General features: G+C 71.9%; 18 protein-coding genes. 13 read left to right on the forward strand and 5 right to left on the reverse strand.

All coding sequences use genetic code 11. The features are described 5' to 3' along the window. Positions 1–13 precede the first annotated feature (13 nt). The 5 genes from bshA (at position 14) to HZB25_00690 (ending at position 5,934) form a co-directional block, all read left to right on the forward strand. Entirely contained in the window at positions 14–1,168 is a 1,155-nt protein-coding gene (bshA, locus tag HZB25_00670; GenBank protein ID MBI5835731.1) for an N-acetyl-alpha-D-glucosaminyl L-malate synthase BshA, read from the forward strand. Next, positions 1,165–2,274, forward strand: coding sequence for a DUF1611 domain-containing protein (locus tag HZB25_00675; GenBank protein MBI5835732.1), 1,110 nt, complete (start codon positions 1,165–1,167; stop codon positions 2,272–2,274). Before bshA ends, HZB25_00675 begins: the two co-directional genes overlap by 4 nt. After that, positions 2,271–3,353 (forward strand): dipeptide epimerase, encoded by a 1,083-nt coding sequence (locus tag HZB25_00680; GenBank protein MBI5835733.1) that lies wholly within the window; start codon positions 2,271–2,273, stop codon positions 3,351–3,353. Before HZB25_00675 ends, HZB25_00680 begins: the two co-directional genes overlap by 4 nt. Before the next feature lie 74 nt (positions 3,354–3,427). Then, positions 3,428–4,834, forward strand: coding sequence for a hypothetical protein (locus tag HZB25_00685; GenBank protein MBI5835734.1), 1,407 nt, complete (start codon positions 3,428–3,430; stop codon positions 4,832–4,834). Further along, on the forward strand, positions 4,831–5,934 hold the full coding sequence (locus HZB25_00690; protein MBI5835735.1) for an AI-2E family transporter: 1,104 nt from the start codon (positions 4,831–4,833) through the stop codon (positions 5,932–5,934). Before HZB25_00685 ends, HZB25_00690 begins: the two co-directional genes overlap by 4 nt. A 25-nt stretch (positions 5,935–5,959) precedes the next feature. Here HZB25_00690 and HZB25_00695 read toward each other — a convergent pair whose 3' ends face one another. Together HZB25_00695 and HZB25_00700 are read right to left on the reverse strand one after the other, a co-directional pair. Next, complete coding sequence (locus tag HZB25_00695; protein ID MBI5835736.1) at positions 5,960–8,419, reverse strand: S8 family serine peptidase; 2,460 nt, start codon at positions 8,417–8,419, stop codon at positions 5,960–5,962. Positions 8,420–8,489: 70 nt separating this feature from the next. Further along, complete coding sequence (locus HZB25_00700; protein MBI5835737.1) at positions 8,490–10,880, reverse strand: hypothetical protein; 2,391 nt, start codon at positions 10,878–10,880, stop codon at positions 8,490–8,492. Positions 10,881–11,024: 144 nt separating this feature from the next. Between HZB25_00700 and HZB25_00705 the strand changes: the two genes are divergently transcribed. The 4 genes from HZB25_00705 to HZB25_00720 are packed head-to-tail and all read left to right on the forward strand — an operon-like array spanning position 11,025 to position 13,874. Beyond that, entirely contained in the window at positions 11,025–11,402 is a 378-nt protein-coding gene (locus tag HZB25_00705; GenBank protein ID MBI5835738.1) for a hypothetical protein, read from the forward strand. Next, a complete protein-coding gene (locus HZB25_00710; protein MBI5835739.1) occupies positions 11,395–11,706 on the forward strand; it encodes a YtxH domain-containing protein in 312 nt (103 codons plus the stop codon). The genes HZB25_00705 and HZB25_00710 overlap by 8 nt, the downstream gene beginning before the upstream one ends. A gap of 12 nt (positions 11,707–11,718) precedes the next feature. Continuing rightward, positions 11,719–12,771 (forward strand): hypothetical protein, encoded by a 1,053-nt coding sequence (locus HZB25_00715; protein ID MBI5835740.1) that lies wholly within the window; start codon positions 11,719–11,721, stop codon positions 12,769–12,771. Further along, positions 12,768–13,874, forward strand: coding sequence for a M20/M25/M40 family metallo-hydrolase (locus tag HZB25_00720; protein MBI5835741.1), 1,107 nt, complete (start codon positions 12,768–12,770; stop codon positions 13,872–13,874). Before HZB25_00715 ends, HZB25_00720 begins: the two co-directional genes overlap by 4 nt. 1 nt (position 13,875) lies before the next feature. Here HZB25_00720 and HZB25_00725 read toward each other — a convergent pair whose 3' ends face one another. Together HZB25_00725 and HZB25_00730 are read right to left on the reverse strand one after the other, a co-directional pair. Continuing rightward, a complete protein-coding gene (locus tag HZB25_00725; GenBank protein MBI5835742.1) occupies positions 13,876–15,072 on the reverse strand; it encodes an Nramp family divalent metal transporter in 1,197 nt (398 codons plus the stop codon). A gap of 62 nt (positions 15,073–15,134) precedes the next feature. Further along, a complete protein-coding gene (locus HZB25_00730) occupies positions 15,135–16,223 on the reverse strand; it encodes a M20/M25/M40 family metallo-hydrolase (GenBank protein MBI5835743.1) in 1,089 nt (362 codons plus the stop codon). A gap of 240 nt (positions 16,224–16,463) precedes the next feature. Here HZB25_00730 and HZB25_00735 point away from each other — a divergent pair, with 240 nt between their 5' ends. After that, the gene (locus HZB25_00735) at positions 16,464–16,925 is read left to right on the forward strand and encodes a hypothetical protein (GenBank protein ID MBI5835744.1); all 462 of its coding nucleotides are present in this window, start codon (positions 16,464–16,466) and stop codon (positions 16,923–16,925) included. Positions 16,926–16,969: 44 nt separating this feature from the next. Here the strand turns inward: HZB25_00735 and HZB25_00740 are convergent, their stop codons facing one another. Continuing rightward, positions 16,970–17,449, reverse strand: coding sequence for a hypothetical protein (locus HZB25_00740; GenBank protein MBI5835745.1), 480 nt, complete (start codon positions 17,447–17,449; stop codon positions 16,970–16,972). 68 nt (positions 17,450–17,517) lie between these two features. Here HZB25_00740 and HZB25_00745 point away from each other — a divergent pair, with 68 nt between their 5' ends. The 3 genes from HZB25_00745 (at position 17,518) to HZB25_00755 (ending at position 22,844) form a co-directional block, all read left to right on the forward strand. Then, positions 17,518–17,952 carry a CoA-binding protein gene (locus tag HZB25_00745; protein MBI5835746.1) on the forward strand — a complete coding sequence of 145 codons (435 nt, stop codon included), beginning with the start codon at positions 17,518–17,520 and terminating at the stop codon, positions 17,950–17,952. Further along, entirely contained in the window at positions 17,949–20,249 is a 2,301-nt protein-coding gene (locus HZB25_00750; GenBank protein ID MBI5835747.1) for a cation diffusion facilitator family transporter, read from the forward strand. The genes HZB25_00745 and HZB25_00750 overlap by 4 nt, the downstream gene beginning before the upstream one ends. Positions 20,250–20,477: 228 nt before the next feature. Then, positions 20,478–22,844 carry a vitamin B12-dependent ribonucleotide reductase gene (locus HZB25_00755; protein MBI5835748.1) on the forward strand — a complete coding sequence of 789 codons (2,367 nt, stop codon included), beginning with the start codon at positions 20,478–20,480 and terminating at the stop codon, positions 22,842–22,844. Positions 22,845–23,092: the final 248 nt, after the last annotated feature.

The raw sequence follows: 23,092 nt of genomic DNA on the forward strand, positions 1-23,092 counted from the left end.
GACGGAGGACGGGATGAGAAGCCACGCCGCGGCGGGCCCGCTCCGCATCGGGATCACCTGCTACTCGAACATCGGCGGTTCCGGGGTCATCGCCAGCGAGCTGGGGCTGCACCTGGCCCGCCGCGGGCACGAGGTCCACTTCATCACCCACTCGCTGCCCTACCGGCTGCGCGGCTACGAGGGCAACATCTACTTCCACCAGGTGGATGTCACCACCTACCCGGTGTTCGACTTCCCGCCCTACACGCTGTCGCTGGCGGCCAAGATGGCCGAGGTGGCGCGCACCCACGAGCTGGACCTGTTCCACGTCCACTACGCCATTCCGCACGCCACCTGCGCACTGCTGGGCCGCGAGCTCCTGGGCCGTCCCATCCCGGTGGTGACCACGCTGCACGGCACCGACATCACCCTGGTGGGGCAGGAGCCCTCGTACTTCGAGATCACCCGCTGGTCCATCTCGCGCAGCGACCACGTCACGGCGGTGAGCGAGTTCCTGTCGGCGCGCACCAAGCGCGGCTTCGGCCGGGACCTCGAGATCGAGGTGATCCCCAACTTCGTGGACCCGCGCCGGTTCAGCCCGCGCGCCCGGCGCGTCAACCGCGAGCGCTTCGCGCCGCGCGGCGAGACGGTGCTGATGCACGCCTCGAACTTCCGCGCCATCAAGAACGTGGACCACGTGGTCAAGGTGTTCGCGCGCGTGGCCCGCGAGGTGCCGGCGAGCCTGCTGATGGTGGGCGACGGCCCCGAGCGCGTGGTGGCGGAGCGGGCCGCCCAGAAGCTGGGAGTGTCCGAGCGGGTGCACTTCGTGGGCAACCAGGAGCACGTCGAGGAGTTGATGGCGTGCTCGGACATCTTCCTGCTCCCGAGCGACAGCGAGAGCTTCGGGCTCGGCGCGCTGGAGGCGATGAGCGTGGGCCTGCCGGTGGTGGCCACCTCGGTGGGCGGCCCGCGCGAGTTCATCGAAGACGGAGTGACCGGCTACCTGGCACGCCCGCACGACCTGGCCCGCATGGTCCGGGTGTGCCTGGACATGGCCCGCCACCCGGTCGCCCGCCGCGCCATGGGCCGCCGGGCGCGCGCCACCGTGATCCGCAACTACCACGTGGACAAGATCGTGCGCCGCTACGAGCGGATGTATCGCCGGGTGGTGGAGGAGGCGGCGGAGTGAGCGGGACCGGCGGACGTGGCGGGGTGCGTGGCGCTGGACGAGCCGCGGGCGACTCCGCGGCGGTCGGTCCGGGAGGCGCGCGTCGCCCGCGCCGTTTCCTGATCCTCGCCGACGGCGCCCTGGGCATCCTGGACGCCAAGACCGCGGTGGGCGCGCTGCGCTACCTGCCGGAGGAAGTCGCCGCGGTGCTGGACCGGGCCCACGCCGGCCGCACCTCGGGCGAAGTGCTGGGAGTGCCCGGCGCGGCGCCCGTGGTGGCCACCGTGGCCGAGGGGCTCGCCCTGGGCGCCAACGCGCTGCTCGTCGGCATCGCGCCGGTGGGCGGCGAGCTGCCTCCGCAGTGGCGGGCGTGGCTCCTGGAGGGGCTGGCGGCGGGCATGGACGTGTGGAGCGGGCTGCACACCTTCCTGTCCGACGATGCCCAGCTGGCCGCCGCCGCGCGGCGCTCCGGCGCCCGCATCGCCGACCTGCGCCGCGTGCCGGAGATGCTGCCGGTGGCCACGGCGCGCGCGGCGGAGCTGCTGTGCACGGTGTGCCTCACGGTGGCCAGCGACTGCAACAGCGGCAAGATGACCGTGGCGCTGGAGCTGCACCGCGCGGCGCGGCGCGCCGGGATGCGCTCGCGCTTCGTGGCCACCGGCCAGACGGGCATCCTGCTCGCGGGCTCGGGTCTGGCGGTGGACCGGGTGATCTCGGACTTCGTGGCCGGCGCGGCCGAGCAGCTGGTGCTGGAGGCCGCCGAGGGCGCCGACGTGGTGTTCGTCGAGGGCCAGGGCTCGCTGTTCCATCCCGGCTACTCGGGCGTGACGCTGGGCCTGCTGCACGGAGCCTCCCCCGGCCACATGGTGCTCTGCCACCAGCCCACTCGCACCGCCACCCGCGCCGGCGGGATCCGATTTCCCGGGTACCGCGGAATGATCGAGGCCTACGAGGCCGCCGCCGGCTGGGTGCGCCCGGCGCGCGTGGTGGCCGTGGCGCTCAACACCTTCGACCTGCCCGGCGAACGCGCCCGCGAGGAGCTCGCCCGCGCCCGGTCGGAGACGGGGCTGCCGGCGGCGGACGTGGTCCGCCACGGGGCCGACACGCTGCTGGAGGCCTTGCGATGAGCCCGTCCCGGATGCACATCGAAGCCTGCGACCTGCGCACGCGCCACGTCTTCGGCCTCTCGCGCGGGGCGGAGCAGGTGTTCCACAACCTGGTGGTGCGGATCCGCCACGACGGGCTGGAGGGCCTGGGCGAGGCGGCTCCGAGCGCCTACTACGGGGAGCGCGCCGAGACCGCCCGCGCCAGCCTGCCGCTGTACTGGGAAGTGGCGCGTGAGCGCGTGGAGGAGATCCTGGCGGAGCCTCACCCCTTCGGGGCGCTGGAGGCGCTGCAGTGCGACTGGGAGGGGGTGCTCCGGCACAACGGCGCCGCGCGGGGAGCCCTGGACATGGCGCTGTGGGACCTGTGGGGCAGGCGCCACGGGGTTTCGGCAGGGGCGGAGATCCGCGCCGCCGCGGGCGTCCCGGACGGCCCCGGCGGGAGCGCGTCCTTGAACTGCCCGGCGACGTCCTATACCATCGCCATCGATGCGCCGGAAACGCTCGACGCGCGCCTGCAGGCGGCCGAGGGCTATCGCGTGCTGAAGGTGAAGCTGGGAGGGCCGGACGACCTGGGCACGCTGCGCCGGGTGCGCGCGGCCACCGACCGCCCCATCCGCGTGGACGCCAACTGCGCGTGGCGGGGGGCCGAGGCGGTGGAGCGGCTGAAGCCGCTGGTGGCGCTGGGCCTGGAGATGATCGAGCAGCCCTGCCCGCCCAAGGACCTCGACACGCTGGCCCGGGTGCGCGAGGCCTTCGGGGTGCCGGTGTACGCCGACGAGAGCGCCGAGACACTCGACGACCTCGATTCGGTGGCCGGGCGGGTGGACGGAATCAACGTCAAGCTGGTCAAGTGCGGCGGCCCCACGCGCATGCTGCAGTACGTGAGGCGCGCGCGGGATCGGGGCCTGGAGGTCATGCTGGGATGCATGATCGAAACCTCGGTGTGCATCACCGCCGCCGCACACCTGGCGCCGCTGGCGGACCGGCTGGACCTGGACGGCGCCCTGCTGCTGGACCGGGACCCGTACCGGGGGGTGGAGTGGGCCGGCGGGTGCCCGCGAGTGCCCGGCGGACCGGGCCTCGGGGTCACCGCGCGCTGAACGGGAAGCCACATCCTGTCGCGGCCCGCGCCGCGCGGGTCCAAGGCGAAGTGGGCCAGGGAGGGTAGGACCGCGTGAACCGCAAGCTCGTGGTCTACGTGTCCGCCGTGGTGTTCGCCGCGGTGGTGATCCTCGCCCTGCTCACCCCCCAGCTCGAGTGGGCCCGTCGCGACACTTACCTGGTGTGGCTGGTGGCGCTGGTGGCCGCCGAGCACCTGTGGCTCTCCAGCATCACCGGCAAGGGCTCCCACAGCATGGTGAGCACGTTCAACTTCGTGCTCATCGCCCTGCTGCCTGTTGCCGCCGCGACCTGGATCGTCTCCCTGGCCGCCCTCATCGCCTCCTTCGTGTTCCAGAAGCGCGAGTGGTACCGCGCGCTCTTCAACTTCGCCCAGATGGTGATCGTCACGGTGCTGGCCTCCGGCGTGTTCCACCTGCTGGGCGGCGAGCTGGGCTCGCTGGAGCGGCTGCGGCAGGCTCCCGCGCTGCTGGCATGGGTGGCCGGCGCGCTGGTCTACCATGGGCTCAACACCGGGCTGGTGGCGGGCGCCATCGCGCTCCAGTCGCACCAGACCTGGTGGCCCACCTGGCGCGAGAACTTCGGCTACCGGGACGAGCTCCTGAGCTCCGCGGCCATGTTCGTGCTGAGCCCCATCGCGCTGGCGGTGTACCTGTCGCTGGGGATCTGGGGCCTGGTGCTCTTCTACGTGCCGCTGCTGCTGATCCGCGACGCCCACGTGCGCTACATCGACCTGGTGCGCGCCCAGGAGGCGCTCATCCTCAAGGAGCGGATGGCGGCCAAGGGCGACATCGCCGCCAAGATCGCCCACGACCTGGGCAACTACCTGGCACCCATCATGGCCCGCGCGCAGATGCTCATCCTGGACGCCGGCAAGCTGGACCCCGAGAAGGTGGCGCGCTACGCACAGATCATCTTCGAGAACGGGGCCAACATGAAGATCCTCACCCGCGACCTCGCCGACTTCTCGTACGCCGAGGTCAACATGATGCCCTCGTCGCTGAACCAGCTGGTGCGCCAGACGGTGGAGTTCGTGCGCCCGCAGGGCAAGTTCCAGGGCATCCAGTTCGTGTTCGAGCTGGACGAGGCCCTGCCGCAGATTTCCATGGACCCCGCGCGCATCCAGCAGGTGCTCATGAATCTGCTGAGCAACGCCGCCGACGCGCTGGGCGACGCCGGCACGCCGGAGCCGCGCGTGGTGATCCGGACCGGGCTCGACGCCTCCGGCGCCCACGCGCACCTCACCGTGGTGGACAACGGCCCGGGCATCGCCCCGGAGAACCTCGAAAAGGTGTTCGAGCCCCGCTTCAGCACCAAGGGGCTCAAGGGCCACGGATTCGGGCTGGCCACCAGCTTCAACATCCTCCAGGGACACAAGGGCCGGCTCACCGTGGTCAGCGCCCCGGGCAAGGGAGCCACCTTCCAGCTCAGCCTGCCGGTGCGCCAGGGCAAGGGCGCATGAGCGGCGCCCGCCCGGTGGGGGTCGGGGCGCTCCGCATGGCCCTGGCCGCCGTCGCGGCCGCAGCGGTGCTGTGGCTGTGGCGCGAGACGCTCTCCATCCTGTTCCTCTCGATCCTGCTGGCCCACGTGGTGCGCCCGGCGGTGGACCTCCTGGCGCGAAGACTGCCGAGGAGCCTGGCCGCCGCGTCGGTGCTGGGCCTGGGCCTGGCCGCCGCCGCGGCCCTCGCGGCCCTGGTCCTCCCGCACCTGGTGGCGCAGGGGGCTCAGCTGGCCCGCGACCTGCCGGGCCTGGCGCAGGCCGGCCTGGCGGAGGCGCGCGGGTTCAAGGCGGGTCTGTTGGAGCGGATTCCGGAGTCGTGGTGGCCGGAACTGGAGGTGCAGTCCTCGAAGCTGCTGACCCAGCTGGGCGGCCTTGCCGCCGGCACCGTCGGCAGGGCCCTGGGCACGGTGCGGCAGCTCCTGGGGCTGGTAGTGGTGCCGGTCCTCGCCTTCTACCTGGCCAAGGACGCCCGCCAGGTCGGGGAGTGGCTCGCGGGCTGGGTGCCGGTCGCTCACCGCGCCGCCTATGCCCGCTACTCCACGGCGGCGGATCGCGCGCTCACGGGCTACGTGCGCGGGCAGGGCCTGGTGTGCCTGGTCCAGGCGGTGGCCATGACCACCGTGCTCTCGCTGATGGGCTTTCCGTACGCGTTCGTAATCGGCCCGCTCGCCGGCCTGGCGGAGCTGGTGCCCTTCCTGGGCGCGGCGGTGATCGACGTGCTGCTGGTGCTGGCGGGGCTGTCGCGGGGAGGCTGGATGTGGGCTTGGGGCCTGGGGGCGTACTTCGCTCTGAACCAGTTGCTGGCCTACCTGGTGACCCCCCGCGTGCTGGGTCGCGCCTTGTCGCTGCACCCGCTGGCCCTGCTGGTGGCGCTCGCCGCCGGCGTGGAGGTGGCCGGCTTCACCGGGATGCTGTTCGCCCTGCCTCTCACCGCGGTGCTCTCCGCGCTGCTCGGCACGTGGCAGAGCGAGCGGCGCGCGGCCGAGGCGGCCGCCACCGCCAGCCCCACGTCGGCGGGCGTGGCCGCCTCGCAAGCCGGGGCGGGTTCCGCCCCGGGGTAGTCGTCCCTTCCGCGATCCAATTTCCCTACCTCAGGAATGTGATCTTGCAGGTGAGCGTGCCGGCGTCGGTGCGCAGCTTCACCAGGTACAGGCCCGCGCCCGCGCGCGCGCCGGAGGGGAGCGACCCATCCCACTCGGCGTCGTGGCGGCCCGGGCCCACCGGCCCGGAGAACAGCCGGGCCACGCGGCGCCCCGCGATGTCGTACACCGAGACCTCGGCCTGCCCCGCGCGCGGCATCACGTAGCGGATGCGGGTGCCGGACTGGAACGGGTTGGGCACCGGTGGCAGCAGCCGCAACGAGGCCAGCCCCACGCCGCTGACCTCCGCCCGGAACGGGCCCAGCGCCTCGGTGTGGCCGGCGCGCGTGCCCTCCACGCGGTAGAACCACAGGCCGGCCGCGGGCCGGTCCACGAACCGGCGCGCCTCGCCGGGCAGCGGGCGCGGGGTCAGGTCCGTCCACGGTCCTGTCAGGGCCGCCGCCCGCGAAACCCGGAACTGCTGGTAGATGAGCCCCTCGGACACCTCCCACGAGATCTCGAAGCCCTCCGGCAGCTCCGCGCCTTCCAGCGCGAACAGCTCCACCGGCGTGCTCGAGTTCACCGCCTGCGCGCTGAGCTTGCCCCAGCCCCAGGTGGCGTTGGGGACGGCGCCGGTGAAGGCGTCGGCCACCGCCGTGCCCTGGATGGCGAGCTTGATGCGGGCGGGCGGAATGGTGGCGTGGCCCTGGAGCACCAGGGCCACCACGCCCACGACGTGCGGCGTGGCCATGCTGGTGCCCTGGTCCATGAAGTGCACGCTGTCGTCGGCCATCCAGTTGCCCACGGAGATGGCCGAGGACCGGGCCGCGGCCACGCCGTAGCCGGGCGCGGCGATGTTGGGCCGCATGCGCCCGTCGGAGGTCGGCCCGCGCGAGCTGAAGTCCGCGATCTGACCCATAGGGGGCAGGGGGCTGTAGGCGTACGTGGAGCCCGAGGGCACCTGCCACGACCGCTTGGTGGTGTACGCGGCCACGCACAGCGTGGACTCCGCCGTGGAGGGCGTGGAGATTTCCTTGCTCGGGGTGTAGCCCTGGCGCAGCGGCGTGAGGGGTGCGAGGGAGCCCAGCTGGCTCTCGGCCAGCCACAGGTCCACGTGCCCGCCGCTGTGGATGTGGGTGCCGTAGAGGGTCACCGTCCAGGTGCCCGCCCCCGGGGGCTTCAGCGCGTCCGAGTCGTACACCTCGAGCGCCAGGTTGTACTGCCCGTTGGGCAGCGGGTTGCCCACGCTGCCGCCGTTGTCCACGTAGATGTAGCCCTGGCTGCCGGTGGACTGCACGCCCACGATCTGGCGGAGCACCACGGAGGGCGTGGAGTACCCGTTGGGAGCGTTGACCCGCACGGCGATGGTGTCGCCCACCTTGTAGTAGGCGTCCAGGACCACGTAGTCGTTGGTCGAGCCGCCGTTCGCCGAGTACGGGGGCACGTAGAAGGTCACCTTCGCGGAGTCGCCGCTCACCAGGTCCACCTCGGCATGAATCGAGTCGGCGCCGGAGTTGCCGGCGGCGACGCAGACCATCTTGCCCGGACCGGTGAGCGCGTTCAGGGCGAGCTCGTTGGGGTCGGTGCCGTCGCGAGGGCCGTAATTGGAGCCCAGGGACAGGTTCACCACCGCGGCCTTTCCCAGTCCCGCGGCCTTCTGGAAGATGTAGTTCACGCCGTCCACGATGTGGGCGAACGTGAAATCCGTCTTGACGAAGATGATGTCGGCTTCGGGCGCCATGCCGATGTAGCGGTAGTTGGCCTTGCCGTTGCCCGTGGCCCGGCCGCTGCCCGCGGCGGTGGAGGTCACGTGCGTGCCGTGGCCGTCGTAGTCCATCTCGGTGCAGCTGCCGCCCTGGATCTGCCCGGCGTTCCACTCCGTGCCGTACGCGAAGCCGGAGGGCGCGGAACCGGTGACCGTCTGGTCCCAGATGAACAGGATGCGGTTGGCGCCGGTGTTGTCCTTGAAATCGGCGTGGGTCCAGTCAATGCCGGTGTCCACCACGCCCACCACCACGTTCCTCCCGGTGGTGCCGGTGTAGTTGGGCGGCGTGCCGCCGTGGATCACGCTGGCGCCGGTGGCCACGCGGCTGGAGTCGAGCAGCGGGCGCGCGCGACGGGAAAGCTGGATCAGCTCCACGCCCGGCAGCGCCGAGACCCGCGCGATGTCATCCCAGGTCAGGTCGGCGGCGACGCACCCGCCCGCTTCGGTGCCCGCGGGGATGCCGAGGGCCAGCAGCTGCGTGCGGGACACGCTCCCGCGGATCCAGCACGAGATGCGGTCCGGATCGGCCAGCACCGGCGGGCGCCCGGGCGCGAACGCGACCGGTACCGCGGTGGCGGCCTGGAAGGCACCATGGTGGCGCAGCGCCTGCAGCCCGGCGTCGAGCTTCAGGTCGGCGGCCCCTGCGTTTCCCCCGGCGGCCAGCAGGAGCACGGTCGTGAGAATGGTCAGCGTCCGGCGCATTTCGTATCTCCTCTGCACGACTACCCTGGGGGCGCGGGGCCCCGCGGCGTGGAACATTCGACACCCGCGATTATCGGCCCGGCGCGGGGGGATGTTGAGGCCGGGTGGGCGGGTGCCCCCATGGTAGGACAGTGGCAGGCCCCGCCGAAAGTCGCCGGATTATCTCGAGGCCATGGCCCGGCGATTCCGTCCCACCCGCGACGCCGGCCGCCCCCCGCGGCCGTCCCCGCCCCAGTTCGCGGCGCAGCGTGGCGAGCTGCGCCGCGGTGGGTCGCAGGTCGCGCGCGGCGCGGCCCAGGCCCGCCACCGCCCCGCCGCGCGGCACCGCTCGCACACGCGGGCCGGAGGGGGCGGCGACGGTCACATAGGCCACGTACTGGAGATCCGTGTAGGCGCCAGCCTCGATCGTGTCCCAGGAGACCAGCGGGTCGGCCAGCCACGACAGTTGCGTGCTGAGGCGCGGGGGGTCGGTGTACAGCTCGGTGAGGCCGGATGCGGCGTTGGCGCGGTAGGCGAAGTTGAACCGCGGCCGGTAGTCGGCAGGGTCCAGCCACAGGTTCGCGTAGAACTTGTACACGCCCGGCTGGAGGAAGCGGTTGGTGAGGAATCCCTCGTAGAAGCCGCCCACCGCGTGGGAGTCACCCGAAAGCACCCCGTTGGGGGTCACCGAGCCCAGGAATGGTATGTACAGGCTGCCGTTCGGCTGCAGTACCCACATGTCCACGTCCGCGCCGTGGCTCACGGAGGCGGTATCCCACACCAGGTAGCACTCGAAGCGGTTCTCCCCCTGGTCCACGGTGCTGCTGCCCCCGTCGCTTCCCAGGTAGGAGGCCAGGAACCGGGTCCACGCCTTCCCGCCGTAGAGGGCCTGGTAGCTGGCGAAGCTGCCCGGGCCCGCGTCCGGGACGTCGTCGGCGCCCACGCGGCCGGGCAGCAGCACGTGCAGGCCGTTGGAGCGCGACACGTCGGCGCCCGAAGGCGAAGAGCCGTTCCGGTGATGCTCGCGCACCCGGAAGCCGCCGTTGGCCTGGAGCTTCACCGCGTCGATGCGATCGCGCATCTCCGGGTCCAGCAGGCGGGTGCGCAGTGAGTCCGCGAAGTTCACCAGGTCGGTGAGCCCGGGGATGGTGTACTTCTGGCTGTGCGCGGTGGCGGCCGCGATGTCGCCGGACAGCCCGCCCAGGTTGGCGCGCAGCCCGGTGGCCAGGGAGTCGAGGGCCGTCTCGAATGCCGCGTACGCGCCGAGGTCGAACGCCGAGATGGTGGTCGGCGCGCGGTTGCCGGTGAAGCTGGCGTGGAACTCGTCGGCCACGATCGCGGTGAAAGCGCGGGCGTCGGCGGCGGGGTTGTGATGCAGCGCGGTGAGGATCCGGTCGTACGGGAAGCCCTCCCCGGGGACCACTTCCTCGGAGAAGACGGCGAAGGACGTGAGGCCCTGCACGCTCGAGAGCGTCTCGTAACCCGCCATCAGGCTCATGTCGAATCCCAGCAGGTCGAGCGCTCCCGTGCCGGTGAGCGCGGCGCGCAGGTCCGCCAGCGACATCAGGTGGCCCGGGGCGGAGGTTTCGTCGGCCAGGAGACCGGTGTAGCCCCCGCCGTGGTTCCACACCATCAGGGCGTGGTGCCGCGCAGGGTGGTGCTGGCGCGTCCAGGTCACGAAGTCTCGCAGCGTGGCGGGATCGGTCATGTTCACGTTGCCGATGTCGGTGGCCGCGCCGTTGGGGCCGGGCACGTTTTCACCGGTGCCGTCGAAGAAATAGCGGAACGTGTTGTAGTTCGGCCGGTGGAAGGAGGCGGGGTTGCCGCCGGCCTGCTGGATCGCCGCCGGGTTGAACTCCGCCTGGACCACCAGATGCACCTGCGGGTCGAAGCCCGCCGCCTCCATCCGCTCCAGGCTGCGCAGGCCGGCCAGGGCCAGGTTGTTGTCGGCGGCCATGTACACCATCACGGTCCACGCCGGGAGCGCCGTCGCCGGCACCCCGGTGCCGCGCGCCGAAACGCTGCCGCACGCGCCCATGACCAGTTCGCAGGTCTGCTCGGACGCCGCGGCGCCCCCCGCCGGGCGTCCGCCGAGGCCCGGCCGCCCGCCGGGCGCGCCGCGCAGGCGCCGCCATGCCGTGTCGAACGCGGGGCCCCCGGGGGCCGGGGGAGAGAAGCGCACCGTGAAGGTGCGGGACTGTCCGTGGGCGAGCGAGTAGGTGGCCTCGCCCAGCACCGTGAAGGCGGTGCATCCCGGGGTGACCGTGCCGGCGATGGGGGCGGCGCCGTTGTTGGTCAGGGTGAAGGTGCGGTCCGCGGTCTGCCCGATGGTCACGGTGCCGAAGTCGAGCGAGGCGGGGTCCACTGCGCAGGCGGGATTTGCAGGCGGGCCGGCGGTGGAGCCGCCGCACGAGAGCGAGAGCAGCGGCAGCAGCGCCGCCAGTGCGATCCGGGCCGCCCGGAACAGGGAAAGTCGGGACATGCGAGGGGTCCTCCCGGGGGAATGCGGATGATGGGCCGGCAGTCTGAGGCAGCCCGGACCCGGCGTCAATCACCGGGCCTTCCTTGACCCGCCGCGGGCCCGGCCCGACAATGAGGGGGATCCCAGGCTCGGAAGGAGGCAGGCATGCAGCCGGTCATCATCTTGGCGACGGTGAGCCTCACCGTCGCGCTTCTCGTCCTCATCGTGTACGCCATCCGCGCGCTGAGCCAGCTCACCCTCACCATCCAGCGCCTCGATGCGGCCATCGAGCGAAGCAGTCGCACCATGGACCACCTCGACGCGGTGCTGGGCGAGGTGCGCGGTCGCCTGGTGGACATGGAAGGGATGGCCCGCACCCTGAACGCGGCGCACGAATTCGTGTTGAGCGTCGGGGGCGGCGCTTTGAGGCGGGCCAGCGGCCCGGCGATGTCCATTGCCGGGATCGGGCTGGCGGCCATGAAGGGGGTCGAGACATTCCTCAACTACCGCAGCAAGCCGAAGGAAGGTGACGGACATGAGTGAGGAGCGCAACGAATTCGCGGTGCTGGCGGCATCGTTCCTGGCCGGCGCCATCGCGGGCGCGGTGGCCGGGCTGCTGCTGGCGCCCAAGTCCGGACGCGAGACGCGCGAGGACCTGCGAGGCCTGACGCACGACCTGGGTGAGAAGGCGGGACACGCGGGCGATGCCGCCCGGGGCCGCGCCGAGCACCTGGTGGAGCGCGCCAGCGAGGCGCTGCAGGCCGCCATCCGCACCTACCGGGAAGCGCGTGGCCCCGCCGGGCCGGCGGCCGCCCCGCCCGACCCGGCCCAGGAAGTGAAAGCCTAGGCCCGCCCCGACATGACCGGACCACGCTGCATCGCGCGTCCCCTGGCGGTGGCGTTGGGGCTCCTGCTGGCTGGGAGCCCCGCGGGGGCTTCTGCGCTCGACATGCTGGCGCGCCTCCAGGCCATCCCGGCGCCCTCCGGCTTCGAGGACACGCTGCGCTCCGCCCTGGCCGTGGACCTGCCCGGCTGGTCGCGGCCGGAGGTGGATGCCGTCGGCAACCTCATCGTGGACTTCGGCGGCGAGGGATCGGTGCGCATGATCGCCGCCCCCCTGGATGAGACCGGTTACGTGGTTTCCGGTCTGGATACCCTGGGCTATCTAAGGCTGGCAAGGCTATCGGGTTCCGGGCGGCTCTTCGACCAGTTTCACGTGGGTCAGCGCTTCCGCATCCTCACTTCGCGCGGCCCGCTGCCGGCGGTAAGCGCGGCACCTTCCACGCACCTGCGTCGGGGGCCGGCGGGGGAGCCGCTCGGGGCGAACGACTTGTGGCTGGACGCGGGCTTCCACACCCGCACCGAGGCCGGGCGCGCCGGCGTGCGCGTCCTCGATCCGGTCACCCTGGTGGAGCGCTTCACGCGCCTCGCGGGCGAGCGGGCCGCCGGGCCGTCGTACGAGGCGCGCGCCGAGGCGGTGGCGCTGCTGCGCGCCCTCATGGGCGAGCGGCCCGCCACGCGCGGCCGCTGGGTGGTGGCTTTCACCGCCCAGGCGCAGCCGGGCGGGCGCGGACTGCGCCGGCTGGTGCGCCGCTACCAGCCCACCGAGTTGTACCTGCTGGGAGGCTTCCCGAAGGCGAGGCTGGGGCTGGGCCCGGCGGTGCAGGCGGACTCGCTGCGCGGGCTGGACTCCGCGCTCCCCGCGGTACTGCTCAAGCTGGGCGGCAAGGGCGTGCAGCGCCAGGGGCCGGCCTTCGCGCCCGATCGCGCGGGCCTCGACCCGCTGGACCGGGCGCGCGTCGCGGTGCTCGGCCTGCCGGTGCGCTACGCCCGCACCCCCTCGGAACTGGTGGACGGCGCCGACGTCGAGGCGCTGGCGGCATTCCTGCGCAGGCTGATGGAGGCACCATGAGGCTCACGGCCGGAATGCTCGTCGTGGCGGCCGTACTGTGCGTCGCGCCGGCGCACGCACAGCGCGAAGTGACCCAGTCGCGCCTGCGCGACGTCAGCCTGGCCCTGCAGCGGATGTGCGAGGTGCAGGCCGTCTCCGGGCACGAGGCGCCCCTGGCGAAACGTATCCAGTCCCTGCTGCCGGTGGGCCTGCAGGGCACGGTGGACGGCCACGGAAACGTGATCGTGGAGCTGGGCCCCGGCCCCACGGGCATCACCTTCATCGCGCACCAGGACGAGATCGGTTACGAGGTGAAGGGCCTGGAAGCCGACGGCCGCGCCACCCTGGTGAAACGCGGCGGATTCTACGACTTCCTGCTCGAAGGGCACGCCGTGGTGGTGGGCACCTCCGCGGGCCCGGTGAACGCGGTGGTGGCCCCGCGCGCAAGCTGGCTCGAGCCGCGCGCGGACAAGGAGGCCATCACCCCGGAGGAACTGCGGCTGGATTTCGGCACCGATTCCTGGGCGGCCACCGCGGCGCTGGGGGTCAAGGCGGGGGACCCGGTCACGGTGACCAAGCGCTACGACCGGCTGGGCGCGTTCGGCGCCTCCGCGCGCTCTCTCGACGATCGCGTCGGCTGCGCCGCGCTGCTGCTGGCCCTGCAGGAGCTGCAGGGGGCGAACCTCAAGCGGAAGGTGAAGTTCGTCTTCTCCACCGAGGAGGAACTGGGACTGTACGGTGCGGACTTCGCCGCCAAGGCCGACCCGGGCAGCGTGTGCTTCGCCGTGGACACCTTCGTCTCCTCGGACACCCCGCTGGAAAACCCGCGCTTCGCGTACGCGCCGCTGGGGGAGGGCTGCGTGGTCCGCGCCATCGACACCAGCGTGATCGCCCCGGCCGGCGCGGTGAACCGCGTGCTCCGCCTGGCCCGCGAGGCCCGCATCCCGGCGCAGCTGGGGATGACCAACGGCGGCAACGACGGCGCCCGATACGTGACGGAGGGGGCGGTGGACGTGCCCATCGGCTGGCCCCTGCGCTACTCCCACAGCAATGCGGAAGTGATCGACCTGCGCGACGTGGACGCGCTGGCGGCGCTCATCGGGCAGCTCGCGCGGAAGTGGTGATTCAGGCGCCCCACCCGAAGATCTGCGAGGCCACCAGCGCCAGCGTCAGGGCCACCATCACCACCGTGGTCACCCCGGCCACCACGTTGAAGAAGCGGCTGTTCACGTAGTCGCCCATCAGTCCGCGGTCGTTGATCAGCTTGAGCATGAACACCAGGATGACCGGAAGCAGCATGCCGTTGGCGACCTGGGAGAAGAACATCACCTTCAGCAGCGGGAAGCGGGGAAGCAGGATCACGCCCGCGCCCACCGCGATCAGGAAGGTGTACAGACCGAAGAACTGCGGCGCCTCCATGAACCGGCGGTCCACGCCGGTCTCCCAGCCAAACGACTCGCACACCGAGTAGGCGGTGGACAGCGGCAGGATCGAGGCGGCGAAGATCGAGGCGTTCAGCAGCCCGATGGCGAAGAGCTTGCCGGCGTAGACGCCCGCCAGCGGCTCCAGCGCCCGGGCCGCGTCCGCGGCGTCCCGGATGCGCACCCCGTGCACGTTCAGCGTGGCGGCGCACGAAATCGTGATGAAGAAGACCACCACCACGGCGCTGACCATGCCCACGATGGTGTCCATGCGCGAGGCGTGGTACTGGTCCACGCTGATGCCCTTGTCCACCACGGCGGCCTGCTGGTAGAACTGCATCCACGGCGCGATGGTGGTCCCCACCACGCCGATGGTCATGCTCAGGAATGCGGGATCCCAGCGCAGCGTGGGCACCACCGCGCGCTTGAGCACCTCGCCCCACGGCGGGTGGGCCATGATCCCCGAGATGATGTAGGAGATGTAGATCAGGCACGCAAACAGGAACACCTTTTCCACGATCCGGTAGGTGCCCTTCACCACCAGCCGCCACACCCCGAAGGCGATCAGCGGGATGGCGATGTAGCGGCTGATGCCGAAGATCTCCAGCGCCGAGGCGATGCCCGCGAACTCGGCCATGATGTTGCCCAGGTTGGCGGCCAGCAGCAGCAGCATCACCACGAACGAGAGCCGCACCCCGAATTGCTCCCGGATCAGGTCCGCCAGCCCCTTGCCGGTCACCACGCCCATGCGCGCGCACATCTCCTGGATCACGATCAGGGCCACGGTCATCGGCAGGAACGTCCACAGCAGCAGGTAGCCGAAGTGCGCGCCGGCCAGCGAGTAGGTGGTGATGCCGCCGGCGTCGTTGTCCACGTTGGCGGTGATGATCCCCGGGCCCATGACGGCCAGGAAGAGCAGCAGGCCCTTCAGGCGGGCACGGGGATTGAGGCTCCAGCGGGTGCTCACCGCGGGTCCCCCATCACCAGGCCGTAGTCGCGGTACACCCGGGCGGCGGCGGCCACCTCGCGCATCGAGACCCACTCGTCGTTGGTGTGGCAGCTCTCCTGGGCACCGGGGCCGAAGATCACCACCGGCTTGTGCAGCGCCGCGAACACCGCCGCCTCGGTGGCGAAGTAGATGATGCCGCGCGGGCGGGCGGCCACGGTCTCGAAGAGCCGCAGCGCCGGGTGGCGCGGATCCTGGGCCAGGGCCGTCACGAAGTGGAGCCGCTCGAGCCGGTGCGGTACGCGCGCGCGCTTCAGCCGGGCCCGCACCCGGGCCTCGTGGGGCGCCGGCTTGAGAGCGCCCGGGACCCGGAAGTCGAGCAGCGCCACGCAGCGGTCGGCCACGAGGTTGGGCCGGGTGCCGCCCTCGATGCGGCCCACGTTGAAGGTCACGCCGCCGCGGTCGCTGGAGGGAAACGCGGCGCGGAGCGCCGCCAGCAGGGCGAGCATTCGCTCGGTGGCGGAAACGCCGGTCCAGGGCATGCTGGCGTGGGCGCTGCGGCCGGAGGTGGTCAGCAGGAACTGGTGAACCGCCTTCTCCGCGAAACCCACGCGCAGTCCCGTGGGCTCGGCCACCACCACCGCCGAGGCGGCGCGCAGCGCGGGGGCCTTGAGCACGGCGACGGCGCCCTTCATGCCGGTCTCCTCGTCGGTGGTGAGGATCACGGAGAACGGGACCCGGCCGGCCAGCTGCGAGGCGGCCGCGAGGATGGCGGCCACCCCGCCCTTCATGTCGGCGCTGCCGCGTCCGTACAGGCGCGAGCCGCGGCACTGACCGGGCTTCGTCTTCCACTCCCCGGTGGCGGGGACGGTGTCGATGTGACCCGAGAACAGCACGCCGCCGCGGCCGAAGGTGGAGAGCACCACCGGGCCGTCCGGCGGACCGAGCACGCGGGTGCGGCCGCCCAGGCCGCGGAGCATGTCGGCGGTCCAGTCGGCGATGGGCCGGCGGTCCTCGGGGCGATCGCTGCGGAAGCGGACCAGGGCCGCGAGGAGGGAGGCGAGGTTTCGCGTGTCGAAGTCGGGGCGCAACGCGTTGCCGGCCATGCGGGACCTCCGGGTGCGCGTTCGAGTCCAGGACGATGGGGCGGCGCGACGTCGCGCCACGGCGGGTCTCGCCGCAGTATATGGAATGGACGCGGGTGGCCGCAATGAAAGGATGCCCCGCTGAAGGGACGCCCCGCCGCAAGCCAGCCGCACGGACACGCCGCACGGAGGCACCTCACGGACGCACCCCTTGCCCTCGCATACCGGCGGGCCTACCATGCCGCCATGAGGACATTCCACATGCCCCGGCGCCGCGGCGCCGGCCTTGCGTGCGCGGCGGCCATGGCGCTGCTGGCTCTCCAGGGATGCTCCACCTTGGTCCGGCTCGCGCCCGCCGAGTACACCGATGCGCCCAACCGCAAAGGCACCGCGATGATCCACACCCGCGACGGCCGCGTCTACGAGCTGCCCGACGTGGCGGTCGACAGTTCGCGGTTCGTGGGCCGCGTGGACGTGATGCGCAACATCGTGACCCGCGACGGCCACCTGGACGCGGTGGAGGATGTGGAGACGGTCCGGATCCCATTCTCCGACGTGGTCCGGGTGGAGATGCGCCGCGCCAACCTGCTGGGGACGGTGGCGGCGCTGGGCGTGGGGGTGGGCCTGGTCTACATGCTGGCGAAGGCGCTGGGGCCGGCCTCGACGGACACCACCGGGACCACGCCGCCCAACCCGCTGCCCACGGGCTGGCACAGGAGGTAACCGGGGGCCGCGCGCGCCGGGCGGCGGCGGGCGCGAACCACCGGCTAGCGGGTCACCAGGTGCAGCACCAGCGCGGCCACGGCGAGCCCCACCGCATCCGAGGCGAGATCCAGGCGGCTGGCGCCCTGTCCGGCACCCGCAGGACGCAGCAGGCTGTCGTGGAGCTCCTTGAGCACCCCGGCCGTGGCCGCTCCCATGAGCGAGGCCGCGGGGGAGGCGCCCGCCAGCCGCAGGTCGAGTGCTATATTGAACGTCGCCGCGGCGTGCATCCTGCGATCGGGGTCCAGCAGGGTCCCCTCCCCGGAGCGCGGCACCCAGAATCGGCGGGGCGGCGGTTCCAAGGGCGCGGAAGGCGCCGGACCGGCCGCCATGGAGTCCGATGGACCGGCCGCTCCGGGGTCACCCGGACCGGTCGCCACGGAGTCCGCCACGCTGGCCGCCCGCGAGGGCGGGGGACCGGCCGGGGGCCCGACCGACAGCGCGAAGCAGGCCGCGAGCATCAGGAACATCGTCCGCTGGCGCATGGGGCCAGCATAGCACGCCCGATCCGCCCGGCCCCCCGAAGGCCGGCGCGGGCGGCGAACGAGGTGGAATGTCTCCCATCCGAAATCCCGAGCCTCCCGAGGAACTGCTGCGCAACGTGCTGCGGCGCAGCCGGACGCTCGCCGTGGTGGGTCTTTCGAATTCCCCGGAGCGCCCCAGCCACTACGTGGCCCGCAACCTCCAACTCGCGGGCTACCGGGTGATCCCGGTGAATCCCGCGGTGAAGACCGCGCTGGGGGAGCGCAGCTACGCCTCGCTCCTGGACGTCCCCGGCACCGTGGACCTGGTGCTGGTGTTCCGCCGCTCGCAATTCGTGGAGCCGGTGGTGGACGACGCCATCCGGGCCGGTGCCCGCGCGGTGTGGATGCAGGTGGGGGTCCGCCATCCCGCGGCCGCGCGCAAGGCGCGCGAGGCCGGCCTCGACGTGGTCATGGACCGCTGCGCCTGGGTGGAGTACCAGAAGTTCTTCGGACCCCGGTTGTGAAAGTCCTTCAGACCCGCAGGGGCGCGGCGGGGCTCTCGGTTCTCAGCAACCTCACCCTCACGTCCGCCAAGCTGGTCGCCGCCTCGCTCACCGGATCCGTGGGTCTCCTCTCCGAGGCGGTGCACTCCGGCGTGGACCTGCTGGCCTCCGGCATCGCCTTCGTGGCAGTGCGCAAGGCCGAGGCCCCCGCCGACGCGCGCTATCGCTACGGGCACGGGAAGTGGGAGAGTCTCTCGGGGCTGCTCGAAGGCATCCTGATCCTGCTGGCGGCCGGGCTGATCTGGAAGGAGGCCCTCTACAAGTGGGTGCATCCCGAACCATTGCGCAGCCTCGGTTCGGGACTCGCGGCCATCGTGCTCTCCATCGTGGTCAACACCTTTGTCTCCCGGCACCTGTTCCGGGTGGCCCGGCGTGAGCGTTCGCTGGCCCTGGAAGTGGACGCGGCGCACCTGAAGGGCGACGTGATCTCCTCCATCGGCGTACTGGCGGGGCTGGTGCTGGTGTACTTCACGCGGGACCCGCGCCTGGACGCCGCTGCCGGCTTCGTGGTCGGCGGATTCGTGGTCCACGCCGGCTGGGGGGCGATGCAGGCCTCGGTGGAGGAGCTGCTGGACCGCAGCCTGCCCCAGGAGGAAGCGATGGTGCGGCGCATCCTCGACGACCACATGCCGCAGTTCCTGAGCTACCACGACCTGCGCTCCCGGCGCGTGGGGCGGCGCAGCCTCTTCGAGATCCACCTGGTGGTCACCGGCGACCAGACGGTGGAGCAGGCGCACGCCTTCTGCGATCACCTGGAGCACGACATCCGCGAGGCGCTGGGCGACGTGCACGTGGCCATCCACGTGGAGCCGCCCAGCGAGCTGGAGCCCTCGGAGCGCGACCGGCTGCGCCGCTCCCGTCCCCCGGAGCGGCTCAGCCCGCGCGAGATCCTGGCCCGCGAGCTGCCGGGCCGGCTGCCCGGGCGGGTGCTGGAGGTGCTTCGCGCGCTCCAGGAGCGCGGCCGCCAGGGCTACGTGGTCGGCGGCGTGCTCCGCGACGTGCTCCTGGGCCGCGGTGCGCCCGACGACTGGGACGTGGCCACCGACGCCCCGCCCGACGAGGTGCTGGCGCTGTTTCCCGACGCCCTCCAGGTGGGCATCGTGCACGGCACCGTGGGGGTGCGCGACGGCGAGAGGCTGATCGAGGTGACCACCTTCCGCCACGAGTGGGGCTATTCCGACGCCCGCCACCCCGACGGGGTGAAGTTCGTCTCCAGCATCGAGGACGACCTGGCGCGCCGCGACTTCACCGTGAACGCCATGGCCTACGATCCGCTGCAGTCGCGCTTCGTGGATCCCGAGGGAGGCTGGGCCGACCTGCAGGCCAAGCTGCTGCGCGCGGTGGGCGATCCCGCCGAACGGTTCCGCGAGGATGGCCTGCGCCCGCTGCGCGCGGCGCGATTTGCTGCGCAGCTGGACTTCGCGCTGGACGAGGCCACGCTGGAGGCCATCGGGCCGGCGCGGCCCTCGGTGGCCCGCGTCGCGGTGGAACGGGTGCGCGACGAGCTGAAGAAGCTGGTGGTGGCCGAGCGCGCGCGACGCGGGTTCGCGGTGCTGGAGCGGAGCGGGCTGCTGGAGGACGTGCTGCCCGAGCTGGCCGCCTGCCGCGACGTGTACCAGAACCGCTTTCACGCCTTCGACGTGTATGGACACAGCCTGGCCACCCTGGAGAACGCCCCCCGGGCCAAGGCGCGGGTGCGCTGGGCGGCGCTGCTGCACGACATCGGCAAGCCCGGCACCAAGCAGCTTCGCGACGGGGAGGGCACATTCCACAACCACCAGGCGGAGGGCGCGGAGATGGCCGACGCGCTGCTCCGGAGGCTGCGCTTCGGCAACGCCGAGCGCGAGACCATCGTGCACCTGGTGCGCGAGCACATGTTCGACTACCGCGCCGAGTGGACCGACGCCGCGCTGCGCCGCTTCGTGCGCCGCGTGGGGCGCGAGAACCTGGCCGACCTGTTCGACCTGCGCATCGCCGACATGCTCGGCAACGGCTTGAAGCAGGGCTTCCCGCACTACCTCGAGGAGCTGCACGCCCGCATCGAAGCGCTGCTCGAGCGTGACACCGCGCTGAGCCCGCACGACCTCGCGCTGGACGGCGCGGAGATCATGCGCCTGCTTGGAATCGGGCCCGGACCGCGCGTGGGCGCGGCGCAGGAGTTCCTCCTGGAAGCGGTGCTGGAGGAGCCCTCCCGCAACACCGCCATCGAGCTCGAGCGCGTGCTGCGCGAGAACGCGGAAAAACTGCGCCAGGCTTGAGCGTTTCCGGCCTCCGAAAATTTTCTTGACGCGGCCGTCGCGAAGCGTAATTTGGGGCCTCACCGAAGCCCCGCGTGGGGCTTCCGACGACCTCAGCAGGCCGGTTGAAAACTCCTCTCGATTCGAAAGTTTTCCACATCTGCTTCCCGCCCCAAGGAAGGGGGCCGGGACGGCATGGACGCCCACCGGGATCCCGCGAGCTCCCGGGCGTAAGGAGGCACTTCCATGATGGAACCCGCTCGGCCGCTACGAACGGGCCAGTGGACCGAGTCAGCCCTTCGCGTCCTCCGCGAGCGCTACCTGATCCGGCGACCCGACGGCACCCAGGAAACCCCCGAAGAGATGTGCTGGCGCGTATCGGCCGCAATCGCCGGTGGAGAGACGCGTTACGGTCGCTCCCCGGAACAGGCGCTGGAGACGGCCCACCGGTTCTACGACATCATGGTGGACCGGCGGTTCGTCCCCAACTCCCCGACGCTCATGAACGCGGGCAAGGACAACGGCCTGCAGTTCTCGGCCTGCTACGTGCTCCCCGTGGACGATTCGCTCGAAGGCATATTTGATGCCATCAAGCGCGCCGCCCTGATCCACCAGTCCGGCGGCGGGACCGGGTTCTCTTTCTCGCGTCTCCGCAGCAAGAACAGCATCGTGAAGTCCACCGGCGGCCGCGCCAGCGGGCCGGTCAGCTTCCTCCGGGTGTTCAACGCCGCCACCGAGGCGGTCAAGCAGGGGGGCACCCGCCGGGGCGCCAACATGGGCATCCTGCAGGTGGACCACCCGGACATCCTCGAGTTCATCGGGTGCAAGCTGGACGGCGGGATCACCAACTTCAACATCAGCGTGGCGATCACCGACGCCTTCATGGACGCCCTGACCGCGGGGGAAGAATACGAGCTCCTCGAGCCGCACAGCGGCCAGGTGACCGGCCGGCTGCCGGCGCGCGAGGTGTTCCGCAAGATCGTGGACTGCGCCTGGCGCACCGGGGATCCCGGCCTGGTGTTCATCGACCGGGTGAACGCCGGCCCGGCCAACCCCACGCCCGAGGTGGGGCGCGTGGAGGCCACCAACCCCTGCGGCGAGCAGCCGCTGCTGCCCAACGAGGCCTGCAACCTGGGTTCGCTCAACCTGGCGGAATTCGTGGTGCAGACGCCGCGCGGCGCGGACCTGGACTGGGCCGCCATGGACGACACCATCCGCGTGGCGGTGCGCTTCCTCGACGACGTGATCGAGATGAACCCCTACCCGCTGCCCGAGATCGACCGCAGCGTGAAGGACAACCGGCGCATCGGCCTGGGCGTGATGGGTGTGGCGGACATGTTGCTGATGTTCGGCATCCCCTACGACAGCCCCCAGGCCCTGGAGCTGGCCGACCGCGTCATGGACTTCATCCAGAAGGTGGGGCATGAGGCCAGCGAGGCGCTGGCGCTCGAGCGCGGGCCCTTCCCCAACTGGGTCCGCAGCATCTACAAGCGCAGCCGTCAGCTGCGCAACTCCACCGTGACCACCATCGCGCCCACCGGGACGATATCCATCCTGGCGGGCTGCTCCTCGGGGATCGAGCCGGTGTTCGCGCTGGCCTACTCGCACATCGTGGGTGAGCGGCACCTGACGTTCGTGAACCCGCACCTGGAGCGCGTGGCCCGCGAGCGGAACTTCTTCTCGGATGAGCTGATGGAGCGGATCGCCCGCCAGGGCACCGTGCACGGGCTGGCCGAGGTGCCCGAGGACGTCCGCCGCGTGTTCGTGACCGCCCACGAAGTGGCCCCGAAGTGGCACGTGCGGATGCAGGCCGCCTTCCAGAAGCACACTGACAACGGCGTGTCCAAGACCGTCAACCTGCCCCACACCGCCAAGCCCGACGACATCGCCGCCGCCTACCAGCTCGCCTGGGACACCGGCTGCCTGGGGATCACGGTGTTCCGCGACGGCTGCAAGGGCCAGCAGGTGCTCCACGTGGGCACCTCGCCGGACCACAGGGCGGGGGCCAGCGAGAAGGAGGCGCCGGTGCCGGCGGTCAAGGCCGGCGCGGGGCTGCCCACGCACGTGAAGCCGCGCCCGGCGGTGGCCATCGGCGCCACCTACCGCACGCGCACACCCCTGGGCACCGCGTTCCTGACCGTGAACCGCAACGGCTCCGAGGAGCCGCTCGAGGTGTTCGTGAACGTGGGCAAGGCGGGCACCGAGACGCAGGCGGTGGCCGAGGCGCTCGGCCGGCTCATCTCGCTGGCGCTGCGCCTGCCTTCCCCGATGACCCCCAGCGAGCGGATGAAGGAGATCGTGGACCAGATGGCCGGCATCGGCGGCGGGCACTCGATGGGCTTCGGGCCCGACCGGGTGCGCTCGCTGCCCGACGCCGTGGCGCGCGTGCTGGGCACCCACCTGGGACTCACGCACACCCAGCCGGTGGCCGACACCCACTCGCTGGAGGCCGACGCCGCGCTGGCGCAGGCCACCGCGACGGCCACGGTGGAGGCTCCGGTCGCGCTGGAGGCGCACCGCCACCCCGGCGACCTGTGCCCGTCGTGCGGGCAGGCCACGTTCGTGTACGAGGAGGGCTGCCGCAAGTGTCACTTCTGCGGCCACAGCGAGTGCTGAAGCGATTGGAGCCGTGACCGCCGGGCTGGCGCCGGCGGCCGCGGCCGTCGTTCCAAAGGCAGCCTGAAGTCACGGGCCCCGGGGATCACCCCCCGGGGCCCCGCTGTTGACGGCCTGCCCCCGCGCCTCCATAGTCCGTTGCCATGACCTGTCGCCTCTGTGGCCAGGAGCTGCCGCCGGGAGCAGCCGAGTGCCCCGCCTGTCACGCGCCGACGGAATTGCCGCCCGCCCCGGAGCGCGAACTGCCT

Source organism: Candidatus Eisenbacteria bacterium (genome assembly GCA_016235265.1).
Taxonomy (GTDB): domain Bacteria; phylum Eisenbacteria; class RBG-16-71-46; order RBG-16-71-46; family JACRLI01; genus JACRLI01.

Coding starts and splice junctions, on each gene's coding strand:
- HZB25_00700 (MBI5835737.1), bottom strand. CDS start 10,880: ATGTCCCGACTTTCCCTGTTCCGGGCGGCCCGGATCGCACTGGCGGCG.
- HZB25_00690 (MBI5835735.1), top strand. CDS start 4,831: ATGAGCGGCGCCCGCCCGGTGGGGGTCGGGGCGCTCCGCATGGCCCTG.
- bshA (MBI5835731.1), top strand. CDS start 14: ATGAGAAGCCACGCCGCGGCGGGCCCGCTCCGCATCGGGATCACCTGC.
- HZB25_00735 (MBI5835744.1), top strand. CDS start 16,464: ATGCCCCGGCGCCGCGGCGCCGGCCTTGCGTGCGCGGCGGCCATGGCG.
- HZB25_00755 (MBI5835748.1), top strand. CDS start 20,478: ATGGAACCCGCTCGGCCGCTACGAACGGGCCAGTGGACCGAGTCAGCC.
- HZB25_00680 (MBI5835733.1), top strand. CDS start 2,271: ATGAGCCCGTCCCGGATGCACATCGAAGCCTGCGACCTGCGCACGCGC.
- HZB25_00705 (MBI5835738.1), top strand. CDS start 11,025: ATGCAGCCGGTCATCATCTTGGCGACGGTGAGCCTCACCGTCGCGCTT.
- HZB25_00730 (MBI5835743.1), bottom strand. CDS start 16,223: ATGGCCGGCAACGCGTTGCGCCCCGACTTCGACACGCGAAACCTCGCC.
- HZB25_00710 (MBI5835739.1), top strand. CDS start 11,395: ATGAGTGAGGAGCGCAACGAATTCGCGGTGCTGGCGGCATCGTTCCTG.
- HZB25_00725 (MBI5835742.1), bottom strand. CDS start 15,072: ATGGGCCCGGGGATCATCACCGCCAACGTGGACAACGACGCCGGCGGC.
- HZB25_00740 (MBI5835745.1), bottom strand. CDS start 17,449: ATGCGCCAGCGGACGATGTTCCTGATGCTCGCGGCCTGCTTCGCGCTG.
- HZB25_00715 (MBI5835740.1), top strand. CDS start 11,719: ATGACCGGACCACGCTGCATCGCGCGTCCCCTGGCGGTGGCGTTGGGG.
- HZB25_00745 (MBI5835746.1), top strand. CDS start 17,518: ATGTCTCCCATCCGAAATCCCGAGCCTCCCGAGGAACTGCTGCGCAAC.
- HZB25_00695 (MBI5835736.1), bottom strand. CDS start 8,419: ATGCGCCGGACGCTGACCATTCTCACGACCGTGCTCCTGCTGGCCGCC.
- HZB25_00720 (MBI5835741.1), top strand. CDS start 12,768: ATGAGGCTCACGGCCGGAATGCTCGTCGTGGCGGCCGTACTGTGCGTC.